This window comes from Streptomyces racemochromogenes, from assembly GCF_044129415.1.
Classification (GTDB): domain Bacteria; phylum Actinomycetota; class Actinomycetes; order Streptomycetales; family Streptomycetaceae; genus Streptomyces; species Streptomyces racemochromogenes_A.
On record NZ_JBBDHD010000022.1, the window covers coordinates 19,118 to 35,773 of the forward strand.

At 72.8% G+C, this 16,656-nt stretch carries 19 protein-coding genes; 13 read left to right on the top strand and 6 right to left on the bottom strand.

The annotated features are described in order from the left end of the window. Positions 1-37 precede the first annotated feature (37 nt). The 10 genes from mvk to WDV06_RS11535 all read left to right on the top strand — a co-directional run bounded on the left by mvk (position 38) and on the right by WDV06_RS11535 (position 9,296). Positions 38-1,057, top strand: coding sequence for a mevalonate kinase (mvk, locus tag WDV06_RS11490; protein WP_395509567.1), 1,020 nt, complete (start codon positions 38-40; stop codon positions 1,055-1,057). Then, positions 1,050-2,060: a diphosphomevalonate decarboxylase gene (mvaD, locus tag WDV06_RS11495; RefSeq protein ID WP_395509568.1), complete on the top strand. Its 1,011-nt coding sequence runs from the start codon at positions 1,050-1,052 to the stop codon at positions 2,058-2,060. The genes mvk and mvaD overlap by 8 nt, the downstream gene beginning before the upstream one ends. Next, on the top strand, positions 2,057-3,196 hold the full coding sequence (locus WDV06_RS11500; protein ID WP_395509569.1) for a phosphomevalonate kinase: 1,140 nt from the start codon (positions 2,057-2,059) through the stop codon (positions 3,194-3,196). The genes mvaD and WDV06_RS11500 overlap by 4 nt, the downstream gene beginning before the upstream one ends. Beyond that, positions 3,193-4,245: a type 2 isopentenyl-diphosphate Delta-isomerase gene (gene fni, locus WDV06_RS11505; RefSeq protein ID WP_395509570.1), complete on the top strand. Its 1,053-nt coding sequence runs from the start codon at positions 3,193-3,195 to the stop codon at positions 4,243-4,245. Before WDV06_RS11500 ends, fni begins: the two co-directional genes overlap by 4 nt. Continuing rightward, positions 4,245-5,360 carry a hydroxymethylglutaryl-CoA reductase gene (locus tag WDV06_RS11510; protein WP_395509571.1) on the top strand — a complete coding sequence of 372 codons (1,116 nt, stop codon included), beginning with the start codon at positions 4,245-4,247 and terminating at the stop codon, positions 5,358-5,360. Before fni ends, WDV06_RS11510 begins: the two co-directional genes overlap by 1 nt. After that, on the top strand, positions 5,350-6,612 hold the full coding sequence (locus WDV06_RS11515) for a hydroxymethylglutaryl-CoA synthase (RefSeq protein ID WP_395509572.1): 1,263 nt from the start codon (positions 5,350-5,352) through the stop codon (positions 6,610-6,612). Before WDV06_RS11510 ends, WDV06_RS11515 begins: the two co-directional genes overlap by 11 nt. Then, on the top strand, positions 6,605-7,933 hold the full coding sequence (locus tag WDV06_RS11520; protein ID WP_395509573.1) for an NAD(P)/FAD-dependent oxidoreductase: 1,329 nt from the start codon (positions 6,605-6,607) through the stop codon (positions 7,931-7,933). The genes WDV06_RS11515 and WDV06_RS11520 overlap by 8 nt, the downstream gene beginning before the upstream one ends. Positions 7,934-8,040: 107 nt before the next feature. Then, entirely contained in the window at positions 8,041-8,271 is a 231-nt protein-coding gene (locus WDV06_RS11525; RefSeq protein WP_395509574.1) for an anti-sigma factor family protein, read from the top strand. Between the two features lie 123 nt (positions 8,272-8,394). Beyond that, positions 8,395-9,066, top strand: coding sequence for an RNA polymerase sigma factor (locus WDV06_RS11530; RefSeq protein WP_395509575.1), 672 nt, complete (start codon positions 8,395-8,397; stop codon positions 9,064-9,066). Further along, complete coding sequence (locus tag WDV06_RS11535) at positions 9,063-9,296, top strand: anti-sigma factor family protein (RefSeq protein WP_395509576.1); 234 nt, start codon at positions 9,063-9,065, stop codon at positions 9,294-9,296. Before WDV06_RS11530 ends, WDV06_RS11535 begins: the two co-directional genes overlap by 4 nt. Positions 9,297-9,403: 107 nt before the next feature. Here WDV06_RS11535 and WDV06_RS11540 read toward each other — a convergent pair whose 3' ends face one another. The 3 genes from WDV06_RS11540 to WDV06_RS11550 all read right to left on the bottom strand — a co-directional run bounded on the left by WDV06_RS11540 (position 9,404) and on the right by WDV06_RS11550 (position 12,095). Further along, a complete protein-coding gene (locus WDV06_RS11540; protein WP_395509577.1) occupies positions 9,404-9,910 on the bottom strand; it encodes a DM13 domain-containing protein in 507 nt (168 codons plus the stop codon). A gap of 119 nt (positions 9,911-10,029) precedes the next feature. Beyond that, entirely contained in the window at positions 10,030-10,908 is an 879-nt protein-coding gene (locus tag WDV06_RS11545; RefSeq protein WP_395509578.1) for a hypothetical protein, read from the bottom strand. Positions 10,909-11,225: 317 nt separating this feature from the next. Then, a complete protein-coding gene (locus WDV06_RS11550) occupies positions 11,226-12,095 on the bottom strand; it encodes a helix-turn-helix transcriptional regulator (protein WP_395509579.1) in 870 nt (289 codons plus the stop codon). Positions 12,096-12,368: 273 nt separating this feature from the next. Between WDV06_RS11550 and WDV06_RS11555 the strand changes: the two genes are divergently transcribed. Next, complete coding sequence (locus WDV06_RS11555; RefSeq protein WP_395509580.1) at positions 12,369-12,533, top strand: DJ-1/PfpI family protein; 165 nt, start codon at positions 12,369-12,371, stop codon at positions 12,531-12,533. 159 nt (positions 12,534-12,692) lie between these two features. Here the strand turns inward: WDV06_RS11555 and WDV06_RS11560 are convergent, their stop codons facing one another. Together WDV06_RS11560 and WDV06_RS11565 are read right to left on the bottom strand one after the other, a co-directional pair. Next, a complete protein-coding gene (locus WDV06_RS11560) occupies positions 12,693-13,469 on the bottom strand; it encodes a hypothetical protein (protein WP_395509581.1) in 777 nt (258 codons plus the stop codon). A 341-nt stretch (positions 13,470-13,810) separates the two neighbouring features. After that, a complete protein-coding gene (locus WDV06_RS11565) occupies positions 13,811-14,296 on the bottom strand; it encodes a VOC family protein (protein WP_395509582.1) in 486 nt (161 codons plus the stop codon). A gap of 215 nt (positions 14,297-14,511) precedes the next feature. On the opposite strand from WDV06_RS11565, the gene WDV06_RS11570 reads away from it, so the two are divergent. Beyond that, a complete protein-coding gene (locus WDV06_RS11570; protein ID WP_395509583.1) occupies positions 14,512-15,096 on the top strand; it encodes a TetR/AcrR family transcriptional regulator in 585 nt (194 codons plus the stop codon). 104 nt (positions 15,097-15,200) lie between these two features. Next, positions 15,201-16,181 carry a zinc-binding dehydrogenase gene (locus WDV06_RS11575; RefSeq protein ID WP_395509584.1) on the top strand — a complete coding sequence of 327 codons (981 nt, stop codon included), beginning with the start codon at positions 15,201-15,203 and terminating at the stop codon, positions 16,179-16,181. A gap of 56 nt (positions 16,182-16,237) precedes the next feature. On the opposite strand, the gene WDV06_RS11580 is transcribed toward WDV06_RS11575, so the two are convergent. Next, positions 16,238-16,600 (bottom strand): STAS domain-containing protein, encoded by a 363-nt coding sequence (locus WDV06_RS11580; RefSeq protein ID WP_395509629.1) that lies wholly within the window; start codon positions 16,598-16,600, stop codon positions 16,238-16,240. Between the last annotated feature and the right edge of the window lie 56 nt (positions 16,601-16,656).

The window sequence follows — 16,656 nt, forward strand, 5'->3', positions numbered from 1 at the left end:
GGCCCGAGCGGGCTCGGGCCGGGAAGGGCGAATCCCCATGACCGCCGATCCAGACGCACCCGCACACGTGATCCGCTGCGCCCCGGAACCCGGGCGGATCGGAGCGGGCCGCGCGCACGCCAAAGCCATCCTGCTCGGGGAACACGCCGTGGTCTACGGCGCGCCCGCGGTGGCACTGCCCCTTCCCGGCCTGTCCTGCACGGCCTCGGCCGTGCTCAGCGGACCGCCGGGGCACGGCCTGAGGGGCTACCGCCACCGGGACGCGGCGGGTGCCACGGCCGGAGAGGAGGCCGGCTCGCGGGCACCCCAGGCGCTGGGGTACCTGGTCGAGAAGACCGTGGAACGGTTCTGCCCGGGCGAGGTGTTCGGAGTGGAGCTCGTCCTGGAGAGCGGCATACCGGTGGGGCGCGGGCTGGGGTCCAGCGCGGCCTGCGCCCGCGCGGCGGTGCACGCCCTGGACGACCTGCTGCGGCTGCGGCTGTCCGCCGACGACGTCTTCGACCTGGTGCAGCTCGCCGAGACGCGGACGCACGGCCGGTCCAGCGGGATCGACGCCCTCGCCACCGGCAGCATCGGGCCCGTGCTGCTGGCGAGCGGCCGGGTGAGCGTGCCGAGGGTCGCCGCCCCGGCCTGGGTGGTGGTCGCCGACAGCGGGGAGTCCGGCAGCACCAGGGAAGCCGTCGCCCTGGTGCGCGACGCCTTGCGCCGGCGGCCGGGCCGGCAAGCCTCCTTCGTGAGCCGTTCCGCCACCCTGACCGCCAGGGCGCTGGAAGCGCTGGGCAACGGTCGTCTCGACCTCGTGGGACCGGCGTTGACGGACACGCACCGGCTCCTGGCCTCGCTGGGACTGAGTACGCCGGCACTGGACCGCCTGGTCCGCGCGGCCCTCGGCCACGGGGCGCTGGGCGCCAAGCTCAGCGGCGGCGGGATGGGCGGCTGCGTCATCGCCCTGGCGGACACGCCCGAGGCCGCCACCGGCATCGCCGCCGAGCTGACCCGTCAGGGGGCGCGGGAAACCTGGACCGCTTCGATCGCCGAGCGAGGAGAAGATGACTGACGCGTCCACCGCCGTCGCGACCGCCCACCCGAACATCGCACTGGTCAAGTACTGGGGCAAACAGGACGAGGAGCTCGTCCTGCCGCTGGCCGACAGCCTGTCCATGACCCTGGACGTCTTCCCGACCACGACCTGCGTCACCCGGTGTCCGGGGGCTCCGGCCGACACCGTGACCATGGACGGCCGCCCCGCGTCGCAGGAGGCCGCCCGGCGGGTCGTACGCTTCCTCGACCTGGTCCGGCAGCGGTCCGCCTGCGACGACCGCGCCTCGGTCGCCACCCGCAACACGGTCCCCGTCGGCGCCGGACTGGCCTCCTCCGCCAGCGGTTTCGCCGCCCTCGCCCTGGCCGCGGCCGCCGCCTACGGGCTCGGCCTCGACCCGGCGGGCCTGTCCCGCCTGGCCCGGCGGGGCTCGGGCTCCGCCGCGCGGTCGGTCTTCGGCGGCTTCGCCCTGTGGCACGCGCCCGGCCCGCACGCACCCGACCCCGACGCCGCCTGCTACGCCGAGCCGCTGGCCGGGGTCCGGGTCGACGCCGCCCTGGTGGTGGTCCTGCTGGACACGGGGCCGAAGTCCGTCTCCAGCCGCGAGGCCATGCGCCGCACCGTGGCGACCTCCCCGCTGTTCCCGGCGTGGCTCGCCGCCACCCGGCTCGACCTGCGGCACATGCGGGCCGCCCTGGAGGCGGGCGACCTCGCCACCGCCGGGGAGATCGCCGAGCACAACGCCCTGGGGATGCACGCCACGCTGGAGAGCGCCGACCCGCCCGTCCGCTACCTCACCGAGCAGTCGCACCGGGTGCTCGAACAGGTCCGCGCCCTGCGCACCGCCGGAGCCGGCTGCTGGGCCACGATGGACGCCGGGCCCAACGTCAAGGTCCTGTGCCCGGGCGACCAGGCCACCCGGATCGCCGAGCGGCTGACCACCGCCACGGGGTTCCCCGCCGTCGTCGCCCGGCCCGGGCCGGCAGCCGCCCTCCACCCCGGGGCGGAGGCGGCACGGTGAACGCGCCGGCGACGGCCCGCGCCCCGGGCAAGCTCCTCCTCGTCGGCGAGTACGCGGTGCTCGAACCCGGCCGGCCCGCCGTGGTGATGGCCGTCGACCGGTACGTGACCGTCACCGCCACGCCCCCGGAACACGCCGAGGTCGAGCTGGTCACCGACCTGCTCGACCATCCGGTCGGGCTGCGCCGCGGCCCCCGCGGGCTCGCCGTGTGCGACGGACGCGACGCCGGACACCTGGCCGGTGCCCTCGTCCACCTGGCCGCCGTGGTCGACACGGTGGACCGGCTGTGCACGGAGTCGGGCCTCGGGCGCGTGCCGGTCCGGCTGACCGTACGCAGCGAGCTGCACCGGCACGGGGTCAAGGTGGGCCTGGGATCGAGCGGCGCGGTCACGGTCGCCGCCGTGCGGGCCCTCGGCGGCCACCTGGGGATCCCGTTGGCCGGCGAGGAGCAGTTCCGGCTGGCGATGCTGGCGAGCGTCACCGTCGACGCCGGCCCCTCCGGCGCCGACCTCGCGGCCGCCACCTGGCAGAGCCTGCTGCTCTACCGCTCCCCCGACCGCGACGCCCTGCTGGGGCGGCTGCGCGCCCACGGCGTCCTGGAAACCCTCGGCGCTCCCTGGCCGGGCCTGTCGGTACGGCTCCTGCCCGTGCCGGCCGCCGTGAGCGTGCATCCGGGGTGGACCGGTCAGGCCGCCTCCACCGGCGCACGGATCGGCCTGCTGCGACGCACCGGCTGGCGGGGCAGTGACGACCACCGGCGTTTCCTGCTCCACAGCGAGCGCATCACGACCGCGATGGCCGGAGCCTTGCTGCGGGACGAAGCCCCGGCGCTCCTCGCGGCCGTCCACGACGCCCGCCGGCTGCTCGGCGAACTCGACCGCCGGACGGGGCTGGGCATCTCCACCCCCCTGCTGACCGCGCTGTGCAGGGCGGCTCAGGAGGCCGGAGGAGAGGCCAAGCCGTCGGGGGCCGGCGGCGGCGACTGCGGCATCGCCCTGCTCCCGGCCGACGCGTCCGTCGACGGACTCCACCGGCGGTGGACCGAGGCGGGCATCGTCCCGCTGCCCCTGCGTCCCTGCCCGCCGCCCACCACACGCCGTGCGCCGCGCACCCCAGCCCGGAGGACGATCCGATGAACGCCACCCGCAAGGACGACCACGTCCGCCTGGCCGTCGCCCAGCACGAGGGTCCGCACGCCGACCGCCCCAGCACCTTCGACGACGTGCGTTTCGTCCACCACGCCCTGGCCGGAACCGACCGTGACCGCGTCGACCTGACCACCACGGTGGCCGGACGGACCTGGCCCGTCCCCCTCTACATCAACGCGATGACGGGCGGCACGGCCGCCACCGGCCGGATCAACCGCGACCTGGCCATCGCGGCCCGCGAGACCGGACTGCCGATCGCCACCGGCTCCCTCAGCCCCTACCTCAAGGACCCCGGCACCGCGGAGACCTTCACCACGGTCAGGCGTCACCATCCCGACGGGTTCGTGATGGCCAACCTCAACGCGAACGCCACCCCCGAACAGGCCCGCCGCGTCGTCGGCCTCCTGGAAGCCGACGCGCTGCAGATCCACCTCAACAGCGTGCAGGAGACCGTCATGCCCGAAGGGGACCGCTCCTTCGGGCACTGGCCCGCCGCGATCACCGCCATCGCCGAGGCCGTCGGGGTGCCCGTCATCGTCAAGGAGGTCGGCTTCGGCCTCAGCGGCCGCACCGTGGCGCACCTCGCCCGGCTGGGGGTGGCCGCCGCCGACGTGGCCGGCCGCGGTGGGACCGACTTCGCCCGCATCGAGAACGGCCGGCGCCCCGAGGCGGACTACGCCTACCTGGAGGGCTGGGGACTGAGCACCGCCGAGGCGCTCCTGGACGCCCGCGACAGCGGACTGCCGCTGCTCGCCTCCGGCGGCGTCCGCCACCCCCTGGACGCCGTACGGGCGCTGGCGCTGGGCGCCCGCGCCGTCGGCTCCTCCGGTCCCTTCCTCACCACCGTGACCGCGGGCGGCCCCGACGCGCTCATCGCCAGGATCACCACGTGGATCGACCAGCTCACCGCCCTGATGACCCTGCTCGGCGCGCCAACCCCCGCCGACCTCGCCTCGTGCGAGCTCCTGCTCACCGGAGCCCTGCACGAGTTCTGCGCCCAGCGCGGCATCCGCCTCCAGTCCGGGAAGGACACCTGATGTCATCCGAACCCGCCGTCACCTCCACCACGGTGCCCGCCCAGGCCGTCAACGGGGTGGCCGACGAGCCCGCCGGCACCCGGGTCCCGCTGCGCTGGGTCGGCCCGCTGCGCATCAGCGGCAACGCCGCCCAGGGCGAGACCCACGTTCCGCTGGCCACCTACGAATCACCGCTGTGGCCCTCCGTCGCCCGCGGCGCACGCGTCTCCCTCCAGGTCGGGGCGGGGATCACCGCCACCCTGGTCGACGAACGCATGACCCGTTCCGTCCTCGTCGAAGCCCGCGACGCCCAGGGCGCCCACGCCGCGGCCCAGGCCGTCGACGCGCGCTTCGAGGAGCTGCGCGCGATCACCCGCGCCACCAGCCGCTTCGCCGAACTCCTCGCGGTGCGCCACGAGATCGTCGGGCCCCTGCTCTACCTGCGCCTGGAGTTCGCCACCGGTGACGCCTCCGGGCACAACATGGCCACCCTCGCGGCGGACGCCCTGCTCACCCACCTCCTGACCCACGTCCCGGGCATCGGCTACGGCTCGATCTCCGCCAACTACTGCACCGACAAGAAGGCCACCGCCGTCAACGGCATCCTCGGCCGGGGCAAGAACGTGACCGCCGAGATCCTCGTGCCCCGAGCGGTCGTGGAGCGGCGCCTGCACACCACCGCCGCCCGCATCGCCCGTCTCAACACCACGAAGAACCTGATCGGAACCCTGCTCGCCGGCGGCATCCGGTCCGCCAACGCCCACTACGCCAACATGCTCCTGGCCTTCTACCTCGCCACCGGCCAGGACGCCGCCAACATCGTCGAGGGCTCCCAGGGCGTCACCTACGCGGAGGACCGCGACGGAGACCTCTACTTCTCCTGCACCCTGCCCAACCTCATCGTCGGGACCGTCGGCAACGGCAAAGGACTGCCGGGGGTCGAGGAGGCCCTCACCCGCCTGGGCTGCCGGCAGGACCGTCCCACGGGCGCGAACGCCCGCCGGCTGGCCGCACTGGCCGCCGCCACCGTCCTGTGCGGGGAACTGTCCCTGCTGGCCGCGCAGACCAACCCCGGCGAACTCATGTCGGCCCACACCCGCCTCGAACGATCAACCGGACCGAGCCATGCCCAGTGACAGCGTTCCCGTCGGCATCCACGACCTCACCTTCCGCACCACCAGCCTCCAGCTCACCCACGCCGAACTCGCAGGCCACACCGGCGTACCGCTCGCCAAGTACCACCGGGGCATCGGGCAGAAGGCGATGAGCATCCCCGCCCCCGACGAGGACGTCGTCACCATGGCGGCCGACGCGGCCGCCGCGGTCGTCGGACGCCACGGCGCCGACCGCATCCGCACCCTGGTCTTCGCCACCGAGACCTCGATCGACCAGGCGAAGGCCGGCGGCCTCTACGTGCACTCCCTGCTCGGCCTGCCCCCGCACATCCGGGTCGTCGAGCTCAAGCAGGCCTGCTACGGCGCGACGGCCGCCCTCCAGTTCGCGACCGCCCTGGTCCACCGTGATCCGGACCAGCAGGTCCTCGTCCTGGCCAGCGACATCGCACGCTACGACCTCGACAGCCCCGGGGAGCCCACCCAGGGGGCCGCCGCGGCAGCCTTCCTCGTCACCGCCCGGCCCGCGCTGCTGGAGATCGACACGCCCTCCGGGGTCTTCACCCGCGAGGTCATGGACTTCTGGCGCCCCAACTACCGCACCACGGCCCTGGTCGACGGCAGGGCCTCCATCGACGCCTACCTGCACGCGCTCACCGGCGCCTTCGGCGACTACCGGAGGCGCGGCGGAGCAACCCTCCGCGACATCCACACCATCTGCTACCACCAGCCCTTCACCCGCATGGCCCACAAGGCACACCACCACCTGCTCCAGCAGGCCGGGCTCCCCGCTGGCCCGCAGGACATCGCCGCGGCCCTGGCCCCCACCACCACGTACAACGAGCTGCTCGGCAACAGCTACACCGCCTCCCTGTACGTCGCCCTCGCCGCGCTCCTGGACAGTGGCACCCCCCTCGACGGCGAGACGGTGGGCCTCTTCAGCTACGGATCCGGCAGCGTCGCCGAGTTCCTCACCGCCACCGTCCGCCCCGGCTACCGCGACCACCTCCGCACCGAGGCCCACCACGCCGCCGTCACCGACCGTCGGCCCGTCGGCTACGCGGCCTACCGCGACCTGCACGGCAGCGGGCTGCCCACCGACGGGAGCCGGTACGCCACGGCGGCCTCGACGCCCGGCCCCTACCGCCTCGCAGGCATCCGCGACCACCGGCGCCTCTACGAGACGAACGGGCCGGCGGCCGGACCCACGGCAGCCACGACCGGCACCGCCACAGACCGCGGCGTGCCCGGAGAAGGGGAGGGCGGCGGTGGCTGAGTCGCGGGCGGTCGTCGTCGGCGCAAGCATGGCCGGCCTGCTGACGGCCGCCGCACTGGCCGGAGCCTTCGACGAAGTCGTGGTCCTGGAGCGGGACGTGCTGCCCGAGGGAGAGGACTTCCGGGCCGGTGTGCCGCAGGCCCGGCAGTTCCACGGCCTGCTGATGCGCGGTGCGCGGTCGATCGAGAAGCTCCTTCCCGGCATGCTGCAGGAGCTGGCCGCGGACGGAGCCCCGCTCTTCGATCTGGGGGAAGGGTTCCTGCTGTCCGTTCACGGCCGGGTGGTACCGCCGCGGCCCTTCGGCCTGCGGGCCCAGCTCTTCACCCGGAACTTCCTGGAAGCCCGGCTCCGGACCCGGGTGCGCGCGCTGCCGGGCGTGGTGCTGCGGGAGAACAGTCCGGTCACGGGCCTCCTGGCGGACCGCCCGGGCGGACCGGTCACCGGAGTACGGACCGCTCACGGCGGTGACCTCGCCGAGGAACTCCTGGCGGCGGACCTGGTGGTCGACGCGAGCGGACGCAGCTCACAGGCCACCGCCTGGCTGGGGGCGCTGGGATACCCCGCCCCGGAGGAGCAGCGGGTCGACTCCGGCCGGTCGTACGCGACCGCCTGGCTGGGAACACCGCAGGAGCTGGGGTTCACGGGGGCCCTGTACGAGATCGGGCAGCACGTCACACGCGGGCGCGGAGGACTGGTGGCGGCCCTTCAGGACCGGCAGGTCCTGCTGATGCTGTACGGACGCGGGCCCGACCGGCCGCCCACTGACCCGGACGGCTTCCGTGAGCGGGTCGACCAGCTGGGCTCGCCGGCCCTGTCGGAACTCGCGGCGCACATCGGCCCGAACACTCCGATCCACCCCTACGCCAAGCTGATCAACCGTCGCAAGCTCTACCACCGGATGCCGCGCCGGCCCGACCGGTTCCTGGTCCTGGGAGACAGTCTGTGCATCTTCAATCCGATCTACGGACAGGGCATGACCGTCGCAGCCATGCAGGCCGAGGCGTTGCGCGACGCGGTCCGCGGCCCGCACCACCGCTCCGACTGGACCCGGACGACGCAGCGCCGCATCCACCGCCGCACCACCGTCCCCTGGCTGCTGGCCACCGCACAGGACTCGCGATGGACACAGCGGCCCTCGGCACTCGGCCCGGCCGTCGCCTGGCTGATGGAACGCCTCATGAACCGGGTCGGGCACAGCCCGCAGCTGCACCGCGCCCTGCTGCAGATCTACCAGCTCCTTCCACCGACCGCGCTGTGCGACCCGCGGGCCGTGCTCGCCGCATGCCGGCCCGGGCGGCTGGTGCGGCGTGGCCGCACGTGATCCGCGCGTGGTTCGGCAGCGCCACAGCAGCGTGATAGGTGTTGACTCCTCACCGGGACGAGCAGGTGAGGAGTCGACCGTCCGCCCCACGAGAACAGGCAGGTGTCATGAACTGTGCCGAGTTCGTCGAGCTGGTGACCGAGTTCCTCGACGGCGCCATGGGCGAGCCGACCGAGCTGCGCTGTCTCGTCCACCTGGCGCGCTGCGAGGGCTGCGAGACGTACCTGGACCAGTTCCGGCAGACCAGCGCGGCTGTGGGTGCGCTGCCCGGCCCGAAGCTGCCCTCCGCCCTGCGCGATCAACTCCTCGGCGCCTTCCGCGGCTTGCCCCGTGACTGACCCCGGCGTCCGGCGGCCGTGAAGGTCCTTACAGGGAGATGACCGAACGCACCCCCGCGGACCCCGCCCGTGTTCCGCTGCCCTAGGCTGACGCTTCCAGTTGACGCCGGCAAGGAGAGAATCATGGCGGCCCCACGCGAGTTGCCCTCGGACGAGGTCCTGGTGCAGCGCCTTCGCGCAGGTGACGAGGAGACGTTCGCCTTGGTCCTGGACTCCTGGTCGGGCGGCATGCTCCGGCTCGCCATGTCGTTCGTGTCGACCAAGGACTCCGCCGAGGAAGCCGTCCAGGACACGTGGCTGGCGGTCATCCGGGGCATCGACAACTTCGAGGGCCGTGCGTCCCTGAAGACGTGGGTGTACCGGATCCTCGTCAACACCGCCAAGGCGCGCGGCACCAAGGAGAGCAGGACGGTCCCCTTCGCCAGCCTGCTCCCGGAGGAGGCAGGGCCGACCGTCGACGCCGAGCGCTTCCGCGCCCCCGGCGAGCAGTACGCCGGGCACTGGGTCGCCGGGCAGGAACCCCGTCCCTGGCACATCCCCGAGGACCACGTGCTGCGCGGCGAGGTCCGCGAGCTGATCGCGGAGGCCATCGACGAACTCCCGCCCCGCCTCCGTGCCGTGGTCACCCTTCGTGACGTCGCCGGGTACGGGTCCGAGGAGGTCTGCTCGCTCCTGGAGATCTCGCCGGGGAACCAGCGTGTCCTCCTCCACCGGGGCAGGGCTCTGCTACGCCGTAAGCTGGAGTCGTACTTGTTCGGTGCCCAGGGTGTCGCGGGCGGGAGGGGGCGGGCGTGAACTGCAACGACTTCGTGGAGCTCGTGACGGATTTCCTCGACGGCGCGTTGTCCGAAGGGGACGAGCGGCGGTTCATCGAGCACCTGGCGGAGTGCTCCGGGTGCGAGACCTACCTCGACCAGTTCCGTCAGACGATCGCCACCACGGGCGAACTGACGCCGGACGGCATCTCGTCGGACGCCAGGCAGCACCTCCTCTCCGCCTTCCGGGACTGGCAGCGGCACGCGTAACGCGGTCGCGGCGCAGGCGGCAGCGCGTCACGGGCAGACGCCGAGCGGCCGGGGAGCGGGTGGCACGATGCCACCCGCTCCTCGTCTTTCCGCGCCGGCCGCCTCCGTCAGGCGTGCTTCAGCGCGGCCGCGCCGAAGGAGGCGCTGAAGCGCTCGCACCAGATGGTCACCGTGGTGAACTTGTTCAGGTCGGTGCCGGCGGGGATCGCGTAGTTCTGGTTGCCCTCGTTGCCCTTCAGGCCGCCGAGGTCGATGTGCCTGCCGTCGTCGAGGTTGTCTCCTCCGCCCTTCTTGACCGGCTGGTCGCTGAGCCACACGTGCAGGGCCGGACCGTCGGAGGTGCGCAGGTTCGACAGGCGCAGGGTCGCCTGGCCGTCGGCGAGCTGCTGGATCTCGACCGAGCCGCTGGTCTCGTGCTCGTGTGAGATGAACGCCCCGCTCGCCACCTGCTTGACCGTGCCCGCCTGCCGGCCGGCGGCCGCGGGAGGCGCCTCATCCACGCGGTCCGTGGTGAACAGCCTCCAGGGCTGGAAGAGGTACAGCCCGACGGCCGCCACGACGACGAGGGCGGCGGCGGTGATCCAGAGGGCGTTGCGGCGCTTGCTGCGGCACATGGGGGTTTCCGTTTCGTGTCGGGTGTTCGTGGGGCGCGGCGCGGGGGCGGGTGTTCAGAGAGGGAGGGAGCGGCGGACGTTACGGATGAACGTCCGCCGCTCCGGTCCGTCTACGACCTTCAACAGTTCCCGGCGGGGTGCGCGTGCTCGGCAGGGGTGGCCGGGGAGATCGTGGCTTCCGGAGTGGCCACGTGAGCGCGGCGCAGCGCGTCGGCCTCGTCGCGGACGGCGTCGAGCCGGACTTCGAGCATGCCGACGCGCTCGCGGTAGCGCTCCAGCTCGGCCCGCACGAACTCGGCGTCGGCGACCCTGCCCGCGGCCTCCTCGCGGATCTCGGTGGTCTCCAGGGCGAACTTCTCGATCGCGGCGTCGAGCGCGGCGACGGCCATGTCGGCCGCCTCCTCGGCGAGCGTGGCACGCTCCTCGGCGGCGAGGATGCGCTGCGCGGACGCGCGCGTGACCGTCTCGATGCGCGCCTCGGCCGCCGCGGAGTCGGTGATGATCGCCAACTCCTCTATGTAGGCGGGAAGTTCGGCGGAGAGCTGCTTGATGAGTGCGACGACGGTGTCGCGGGGCTGGGCGCCGTCGCCGCACTCGGCCGTCGCCATGGAAGCCGTGGCTTCCGTCGTCTCCATGGCCTTCAGCGCCAGGGCGGGCTCGGACGTCCCGGTGGCGGCGGTGTGTCCGTGCGCCGGGGACACGGCCTCGGCTCCCGGGGCGGAGGAGGCGGGCCACGCTTGCCCGGCGACGGGTGCCGCCCCTGCCGCTCCGTTCGCTCCCTCCTTGGCCGCCTTCCTGGCGTCGGCCGCCGCGCGCTTGTCCTCCTTGCGCTGCTGCCGCTTGGCGCGGAACTTCCGGAAGGCGCCGAGTGCGTTGTGGTCGGGGTGGTCGCAGTAACGGGAAGCCGGACCCTCCGTGCCGGGCGCCTTCGGCTCGGGCGCGTGGGTGCAGCCGGGGTAGGCGCAGGTGGGAGCGGTCTCGACGGTCTCGACAGTCATGGTTCTCAGCCTTTCGTTGCCGATGTCAGCGGGTTGGGGGGATCTTGACGTGGGAGCAGCAGCGGTCATGGATTCATGGCGCGCTGCTCGGCTGCCTTCGGCTCCGCTTCGGGCTCTTCTGCGGCGTGCGGTCGAGGAGCACTGCACGCGGGTCGTCATGGCTCATACCTGTCAGTGCCGCCGAACGGCGGAACGTTACAAGCGGGTTCGAGACCGGTCGCCTCCCGCCGACGGCACGTCGAGCTGGAGGCGTCCGCGCCGGACAGTCCTGGCGCGCGGACCGGGGCGGAACGCCGGGGGACCGGGGGTCGCGGAGTTCAGGACTCGCTGCGGGGGACGGTGGGGGTGAGCGTCCAGGAGGTGAGCAGGTCGAGGGCGTGCCGGGACGGGGAGCCTGCTTCGGTGCTGTAGAGGAAGACAGCTGCTTCGGTGTCTCCGGGGAGGGCGAAGGTTTCGTACTGCACGGTGACCTCCCCGACGAGCGGGTGGAGCAGCCGCTTGGTTCCGTGGGTGCGCTGGTGGACGCGGTGCTGCTGCCACCAGCGGTCGAACTCCGTGCTCTTTTCCTTCAGCTCGTTGACGAGGTCCTGAGTGGGTTGGTCCTCAGGGGTACGGCCGACGTCGAGGCGGAGGTTTTCCACGGCTGCGCGGGCTTGGACGTCCCAGTCGACGAAGAGGGTGCGGGCTTCCGGGGCGAGGAGGAGCCACCGCGTGTAGTTGCGTTGAGCCGGCGGCAGGGCCTCGAAGTCCGTGAACAGCGCCTTGGCGATCCGGTTGATGCCCAGGACGTCCGTTCGGCGTCCCAGGACCAGGGCGGGGGTGCCCTCCATGGAGTCCAGCAGCTGGTGGAGGCCGGAGCGCAAGCGTTGGACGGTCGGCGGACGACGGCGTCGGGGGACCGCGGTGGTGGTGCCGATGAGGTTGTTGAGGTGGGCACGGCCGGCGGCGTCGAGTTCCAGTGCCCGGGCCAGTGCTTCGACCACTGCGGGTGAGGGGGTGATGTGGCGTCCCTGTTCGAGGCGGGCGTAGTAGTCGGCGGAGACTCCGGCCAGTCGTGCCACCTCTTCGCGTCGCAGGCCGGGTACGCGGCGCACGCGGTCGTCCGGCGGCAATCCCGCGCGCGCTGGGTCGCACTGGGCACGCGCCCGGCGCAGGAAATCGGCGAGTTCGCGGTTCGGGGTGGCCATGGGTCCAGTGTGGTCGATTCGCTGCGGGCACGGCCGCCTCACCAGGGACTGTCAGTCCTAGGCAGAGCGGAGCCAGGAAGGTCAGGGCCGATGATGACCGCCTTCAGGCGGCCGGGGCGGGTGACGGTGTACGTGCTGCCGGAGCAGCCGGTCCCGCAGCCCGGTCCCGCACGGCAGGTGACCGGCTGCAGCCGCTGGACAGGCACAGCGCCGACCCTGCGATCGCCGGTGAGGACTGTGCCCGGCACGTGGCCCACGCTCAGAAGGCGCTCAGTGGCCTCCGATGACGACGCCGTGGTGCTGCCGGGCGGGCACGGCCCCGTGGTCGACCTCTTCCAGGACCGGAGCCTGCGCCGATTGCTGATCGAGGCCGACCGCGCCGGCAAGATCATCGGCGCGGTCTGCCACGGTCCGGCCGCGTTGCTGTCCGAACGGTGACCCGTACCAGGCATTCACCGTCCAGGACGCCGACCTCTTCACCGGCCAGAACCCGGCTTCCAGCACCGGCGTGCCAGGTTTCCGGCGGGCGGTGGTGCTGCTGGAGTCGGCCGGCGGCCGTATGGCCGGGGACCACCCCCGGGGAATGGACGTGCCGGGTCAGCCCAGCTTCGTGAGCTGGAGATCGACGAGGTCGCCGGGGAACTTCGCGGCGGTGCCGAACGTGTAGAAGGTGGCCAGCGCATTGCCCTTGCGTACGGCCACCAGGTGGCCGGTCGACTTCTCGCCGTCGCCCAGGTCCATGACCACGGTGTAGTGCACCGCCTCGTCACGGGCCCGGACGGGGGCCGAAGTGACGCTGTCGAGCTTCGTCTTGTCGCCTTCGTAGGTCACCGTGTACCCGCCGGAACACGCGGCGCCTGCGGCCTTGACGGACGCGAAGGCGTCCTCGGCGCCCTTGCCGTCGTACGAGGCGACGGTGATCAGGGTCTGGTCCCCGCCGAGCGCCAGCAGGCCGGCCTTGAGCTTGTCCTCGGCGGAGGCTCCCGCGGGCAGTTCCTGCGGCTTGGCCTTGGCCGAGGTGCGGCCGAAGCCGGTGGGCGCACCGACCTTCTGCGCCGTCTGGACCTGGGAGAGCGGCTTGCAGGCGGCGTTGTCGACCTCGGCCGGGACCGCGGCGGCGCCGGCCGCTCCCTGGGCCGACACGATCTGGTCCTTGAGGTCGGCCTGGGTGACGAGCAGCGCTGCCGTCTCCGCGTCCGACTTGCCCTTGGCGGCCGGGGCGGCGGACGGCGCGGCAGCGCTCGCGGACGGCTTCTCCTCCGCCTTGTCACCGGCCTTGTCGTCGCTGCCGCCGGAGCCGCAGGCGGAGGTGAGCAGGGCCAGCGACACGGCGGAGGCGGTCAGGACGGTACGACGGACGAGCGTGCGGCGCACGGCGTTTCCCCCATGAGAAGAGCGATGGAACAGCGGCACGCCACGCGCCCCTTCGGGCGGGCGGTCGGCGGCTGCGGTGATCCACACCGTACGGGACCCTGGGCCACGGACCTGCGCGGAGCCGGTCAGCCACGCGCATCGTGATCCGGTCGAAACCGCACATGCCCGCAATCGAGACCACCGCCCGTACAACCAGTGGCCTCGCCGCGTATCCGCCGGCCATTCCCATCGGCTACGGCGGACGCGTGCGCGGAGCCGTCCCGGCTGCGGCGGGCCGGTGCCGGTGCCGGTGGCGGTGCCCATGACGCCCGTCCCTCGGACAGCGACCGAGGGGGGAGGGGTTACCCGGCGGCGGCCAGGCGATGCCGAAGCTCCTCGTCCGACACGTCTTCCCCATGGGTCAGAAACACCCACATGTGGCCCGAAGGGTCCCTGAGGATGGCGGTGCGGTCACCGTGGAACATGTCCGTCGGCGGCTGGAGGATCTCGGCACCGGCCGCCCGGGCGCGCTCCGCCAGGCCATCGACGTCCGGCACGAAGACGTGCAGCGTGACCGACGTGCCTCCGCCGAGGGAGGTCGGCGCGGCGAAGGAGCCGGTCTCCGCCTCGTTCACGCCGGCGTCGCCCAGCATCAGCACCGACCGTCCGACGGTGATCTCGGCGTGCAGGATCCCGCCGCCCGGAGCGTCGATCCTGAAGTCCTCCCGGGCGCCGAAGGCCCGTTCGTAGAATGCGATCGCCGCGGCGGCATCCTCGACCATGATGTGCGGGATCACCGCGTAGCGGTAGCGGGCGGGGATCTCGATCTGGGCTGTGCGCTCGGTCATGGCGAACCTCCTCGGAAGGCGCCGCCGGTCGGTTCCCGCGGCCCTGAAAGGAGCCTAGGAACTCAAGCTTGCTTGAGGTCAAGCGCCGACGTGGCCCTGCGGCACTGCGGCAGCACGCAGGAGCGCGTACGCGACCGTGACCCGCTCGCTGTTGTTCCGCTGTGTTGCGGTCGCGAGGGGTTGTTCTTGAATGGTTGCTCATCTATGTTTGCCTCATGCCCAGACCCCGAGAGTTCGAGCCCGACACCGTCCTGAACGCGGCCATGCTGCGGTTCTGGGAGCGTGGGTACCGGGCGACGTCCATCGAGGATCTGGTGAAGGCGACCGGGGTGAAGCCGGGCAGCCTCTACAGCGCCTTTCCCGGCGGCAAGCACACCCTGTTCCTGAAGTCGCTGGAGCGGTACTCCAGGCTGGTCGTCCCCGAGAAGCTCGGCGAGCTGGAGGCCGCGGGCGCCTCGGTGGCCGAGATCCGCGGCTACTTCGACGGGCTGGTGCGCGACCTGCTCAGCCCCGAGGGCCGACAGGGGTGCCTGCTCGTCAACACGGCGATCGAGAAGGCCGCCGAGGACGACGAGGCGGCGGCCGTCGTCCGCGGCCACCTGGCCCGGCTCGAACGGTGCATGACCCACGCGCTGGAGAACGCCGCCCGCAGGGGGCAGGTGCGTGCCGCGCTGGACTGCGCCGGCAGCGCCAAGCTGCTGGTCGCGACATGCCAGGGACTGATGGTCGTCGGGAAGGCCAATCCCGACGAGGCGCTCCTGCGGGCGATCGTCGACAACGCCTTCGCCGCTCTCGGCTGACGCTGACGGCTGACGGCTGACGGCGGGCCACACGGGCCACCGCACGCGGTGGCCCCTTTTGCCGCACCAATAGTTGAATACACACTCAAGAATGGAGTCTCGACGTGAAGGCTGTAGTCGTCTCCGCCCACGGCGGCCCCGAGGTGCTCACTCTCGCCGAACTGCCCGACCCGGTGCCCGCCGAGGGTGAAGTGCTCATCCGGGTCAAGGCCTTCGGCCTCAACCACGCGGAAGCGTACATGCGCAGCGGAGCCTGGGGAGAGGTGGCGGCCGTCCCCGGGATCGAATGCGCCGGGGTGGTCGAGGCCGACCCGTCCGGCAGACTCCCCTCCGGGTCGCGGGTGGTGGCGATCCTCGGCGGCATGGGCCGCACCCGCAACGGCAGCTACGCGGAACTGGTGACCGTACCGGCGACCAACGTGGTGGCGGTGCACTCGTCCCTCGGCTGGGCCGACCTGGCCGCCGTCCCCGAGGTGTACGCGACGGCGTGGAGCGGCCTGTTCGGCAACCTGGACCTGCGGGCGGGCGAGACGATCGTGGTGCGGGGAGCGACCTCCGCGCTCGGCCAGGCCGCCGTCGGCCTCGCGGTCGACCACGGCGCCGCCGTGGTCGCCACCACGCGGAACCCTGCGCACGTGCCGCTGCTGAAGGAGCTCGGCGCCGTCGAGGTGCTCATCGACGACGGCGCGCTCGCCGTCCAGGTCGCCGAGCGGGGCATCGCCGTCGACGCGGTGTTCGACGTCGTCGGCAACAAGGTGCTGCGCGACTCGCTGGCCGTGGTCCAACCCCGCGGGCGGGTGTGCCAGCTCGGCTTCCTGGGGGGATTCGAGCCGGTGCGGGACTTCAACCCGATCAGCGACCTTCCCAGCGGGGTCCGCTTCAGCTTCTTCGGCAGCGCCTTCGTCCTGGGCACCCCCGCGTTCCCGCTGACCGACGTGCCGTTGAACCGGATCTACGCCAAGATCGGCGCCGGCGCCCTCCGGGCCCGTCCCACCCGGGTCTTCCGGTTCGACGAGGTCGTCGAAGCCCACCGGGTCATGGAGGCCGGAGAAGCCCTCGGCAAGATGGTCGTCGTCCTCGGCTGACCTCCCGGACTCTCCTTCAGCCGCGAAGGGACCCCCCGCCCCCCGCCCCCCGCCGGTCAGGTCTGCCGGGGCGGCAGGGGGGTGCGGACGCCCTCGGTCACGCTGGGGGCGGTGGCGAAGGCCAGGTCGGCACCGGTGATCTCCAGGAGGCGGGCCAGGCGCCGCGGTACGGTGCCCGCCAGGACCACCGGGTGCTCCAGGGCCGCCTGCAGCATGATGCTGAGCGCGGTGGAGTCGGCGAAGGTCACCTCGGCGACGTCCAGGACGAACCGGGCGACACCGGGTGCCGCGGGATCCATCGCGGTCCGCAGGTCGGCGACGTTGTCCATGTCGAACTCCCCCGCCATCACCACGATGCGCACGTCCCCCTCGGAACGGGTCTCGACGCGGCTGCGTGCCTCGGCGTTGTGCGTGTCCATGCTGTTCACGTCCGGTTTCCTCGTTTCGCGTTCGCCTCTGTCAGCGGTCCGGCCGC

Coding starts and splice junctions, on each gene's coding strand:
- WDV06_RS11515 (WP_395509572.1), top strand. CDS start 5,350: ATGCCCAGTGACAGCGTTCCCGTCGGCATCCACGACCTCACCTTCCGC.
- mvaD (WP_395509568.1), top strand. CDS start 1,050: ATGACTGACGCGTCCACCGCCGTCGCGACCGCCCACCCGAACATCGCA.
- WDV06_RS11545 (WP_395509578.1), bottom strand. CDS start 10,908: ATGACTGTCGAGACCGTCGAGACCGCTCCCACCTGCGCCTACCCCGGC.
- mvk (WP_395509567.1), top strand. CDS start 38: ATGACCGCCGATCCAGACGCACCCGCACACGTGATCCGCTGCGCCCCG.
- WDV06_RS11540 (WP_395509577.1), bottom strand. CDS start 9,910: ATGTGCCGCAGCAAGCGCCGCAACGCCCTCTGGATCACCGCCGCCGCC.
- WDV06_RS11530 (WP_395509575.1), top strand. CDS start 8,395: ATGGCGGCCCCACGCGAGTTGCCCTCGGACGAGGTCCTGGTGCAGCGC.
- WDV06_RS11565 (WP_395509582.1), bottom strand. CDS start 14,296: ATGACCGAGCGCACAGCCCAGATCGAGATCCCCGCCCGCTACCGCTAC.
- WDV06_RS11510 (WP_395509571.1), top strand. CDS start 4,245: ATGTCATCCGAACCCGCCGTCACCTCCACCACGGTGCCCGCCCAGGCC.
- WDV06_RS11570 (WP_395509583.1), top strand. CDS start 14,512: ATGCCCAGACCCCGAGAGTTCGAGCCCGACACCGTCCTGAACGCGGCC.
- WDV06_RS11525 (WP_395509574.1), top strand. CDS start 8,041: ATGAACTGTGCCGAGTTCGTCGAGCTGGTGACCGAGTTCCTCGACGGC.
- fni (WP_395509570.1), top strand. CDS start 3,193: ATGAACGCCACCCGCAAGGACGACCACGTCCGCCTGGCCGTCGCCCAG.
- WDV06_RS11580 (WP_395509629.1), bottom strand. CDS start 16,600: ATGGACACGCACAACGCCGAGGCACGCAGCCGCGTCGAGACCCGTTCC.
- WDV06_RS11550 (WP_395509579.1), bottom strand. CDS start 12,095: ATGGCCACCCCGAACCGCGAACTCGCCGATTTCCTGCGCCGGGCGCGT.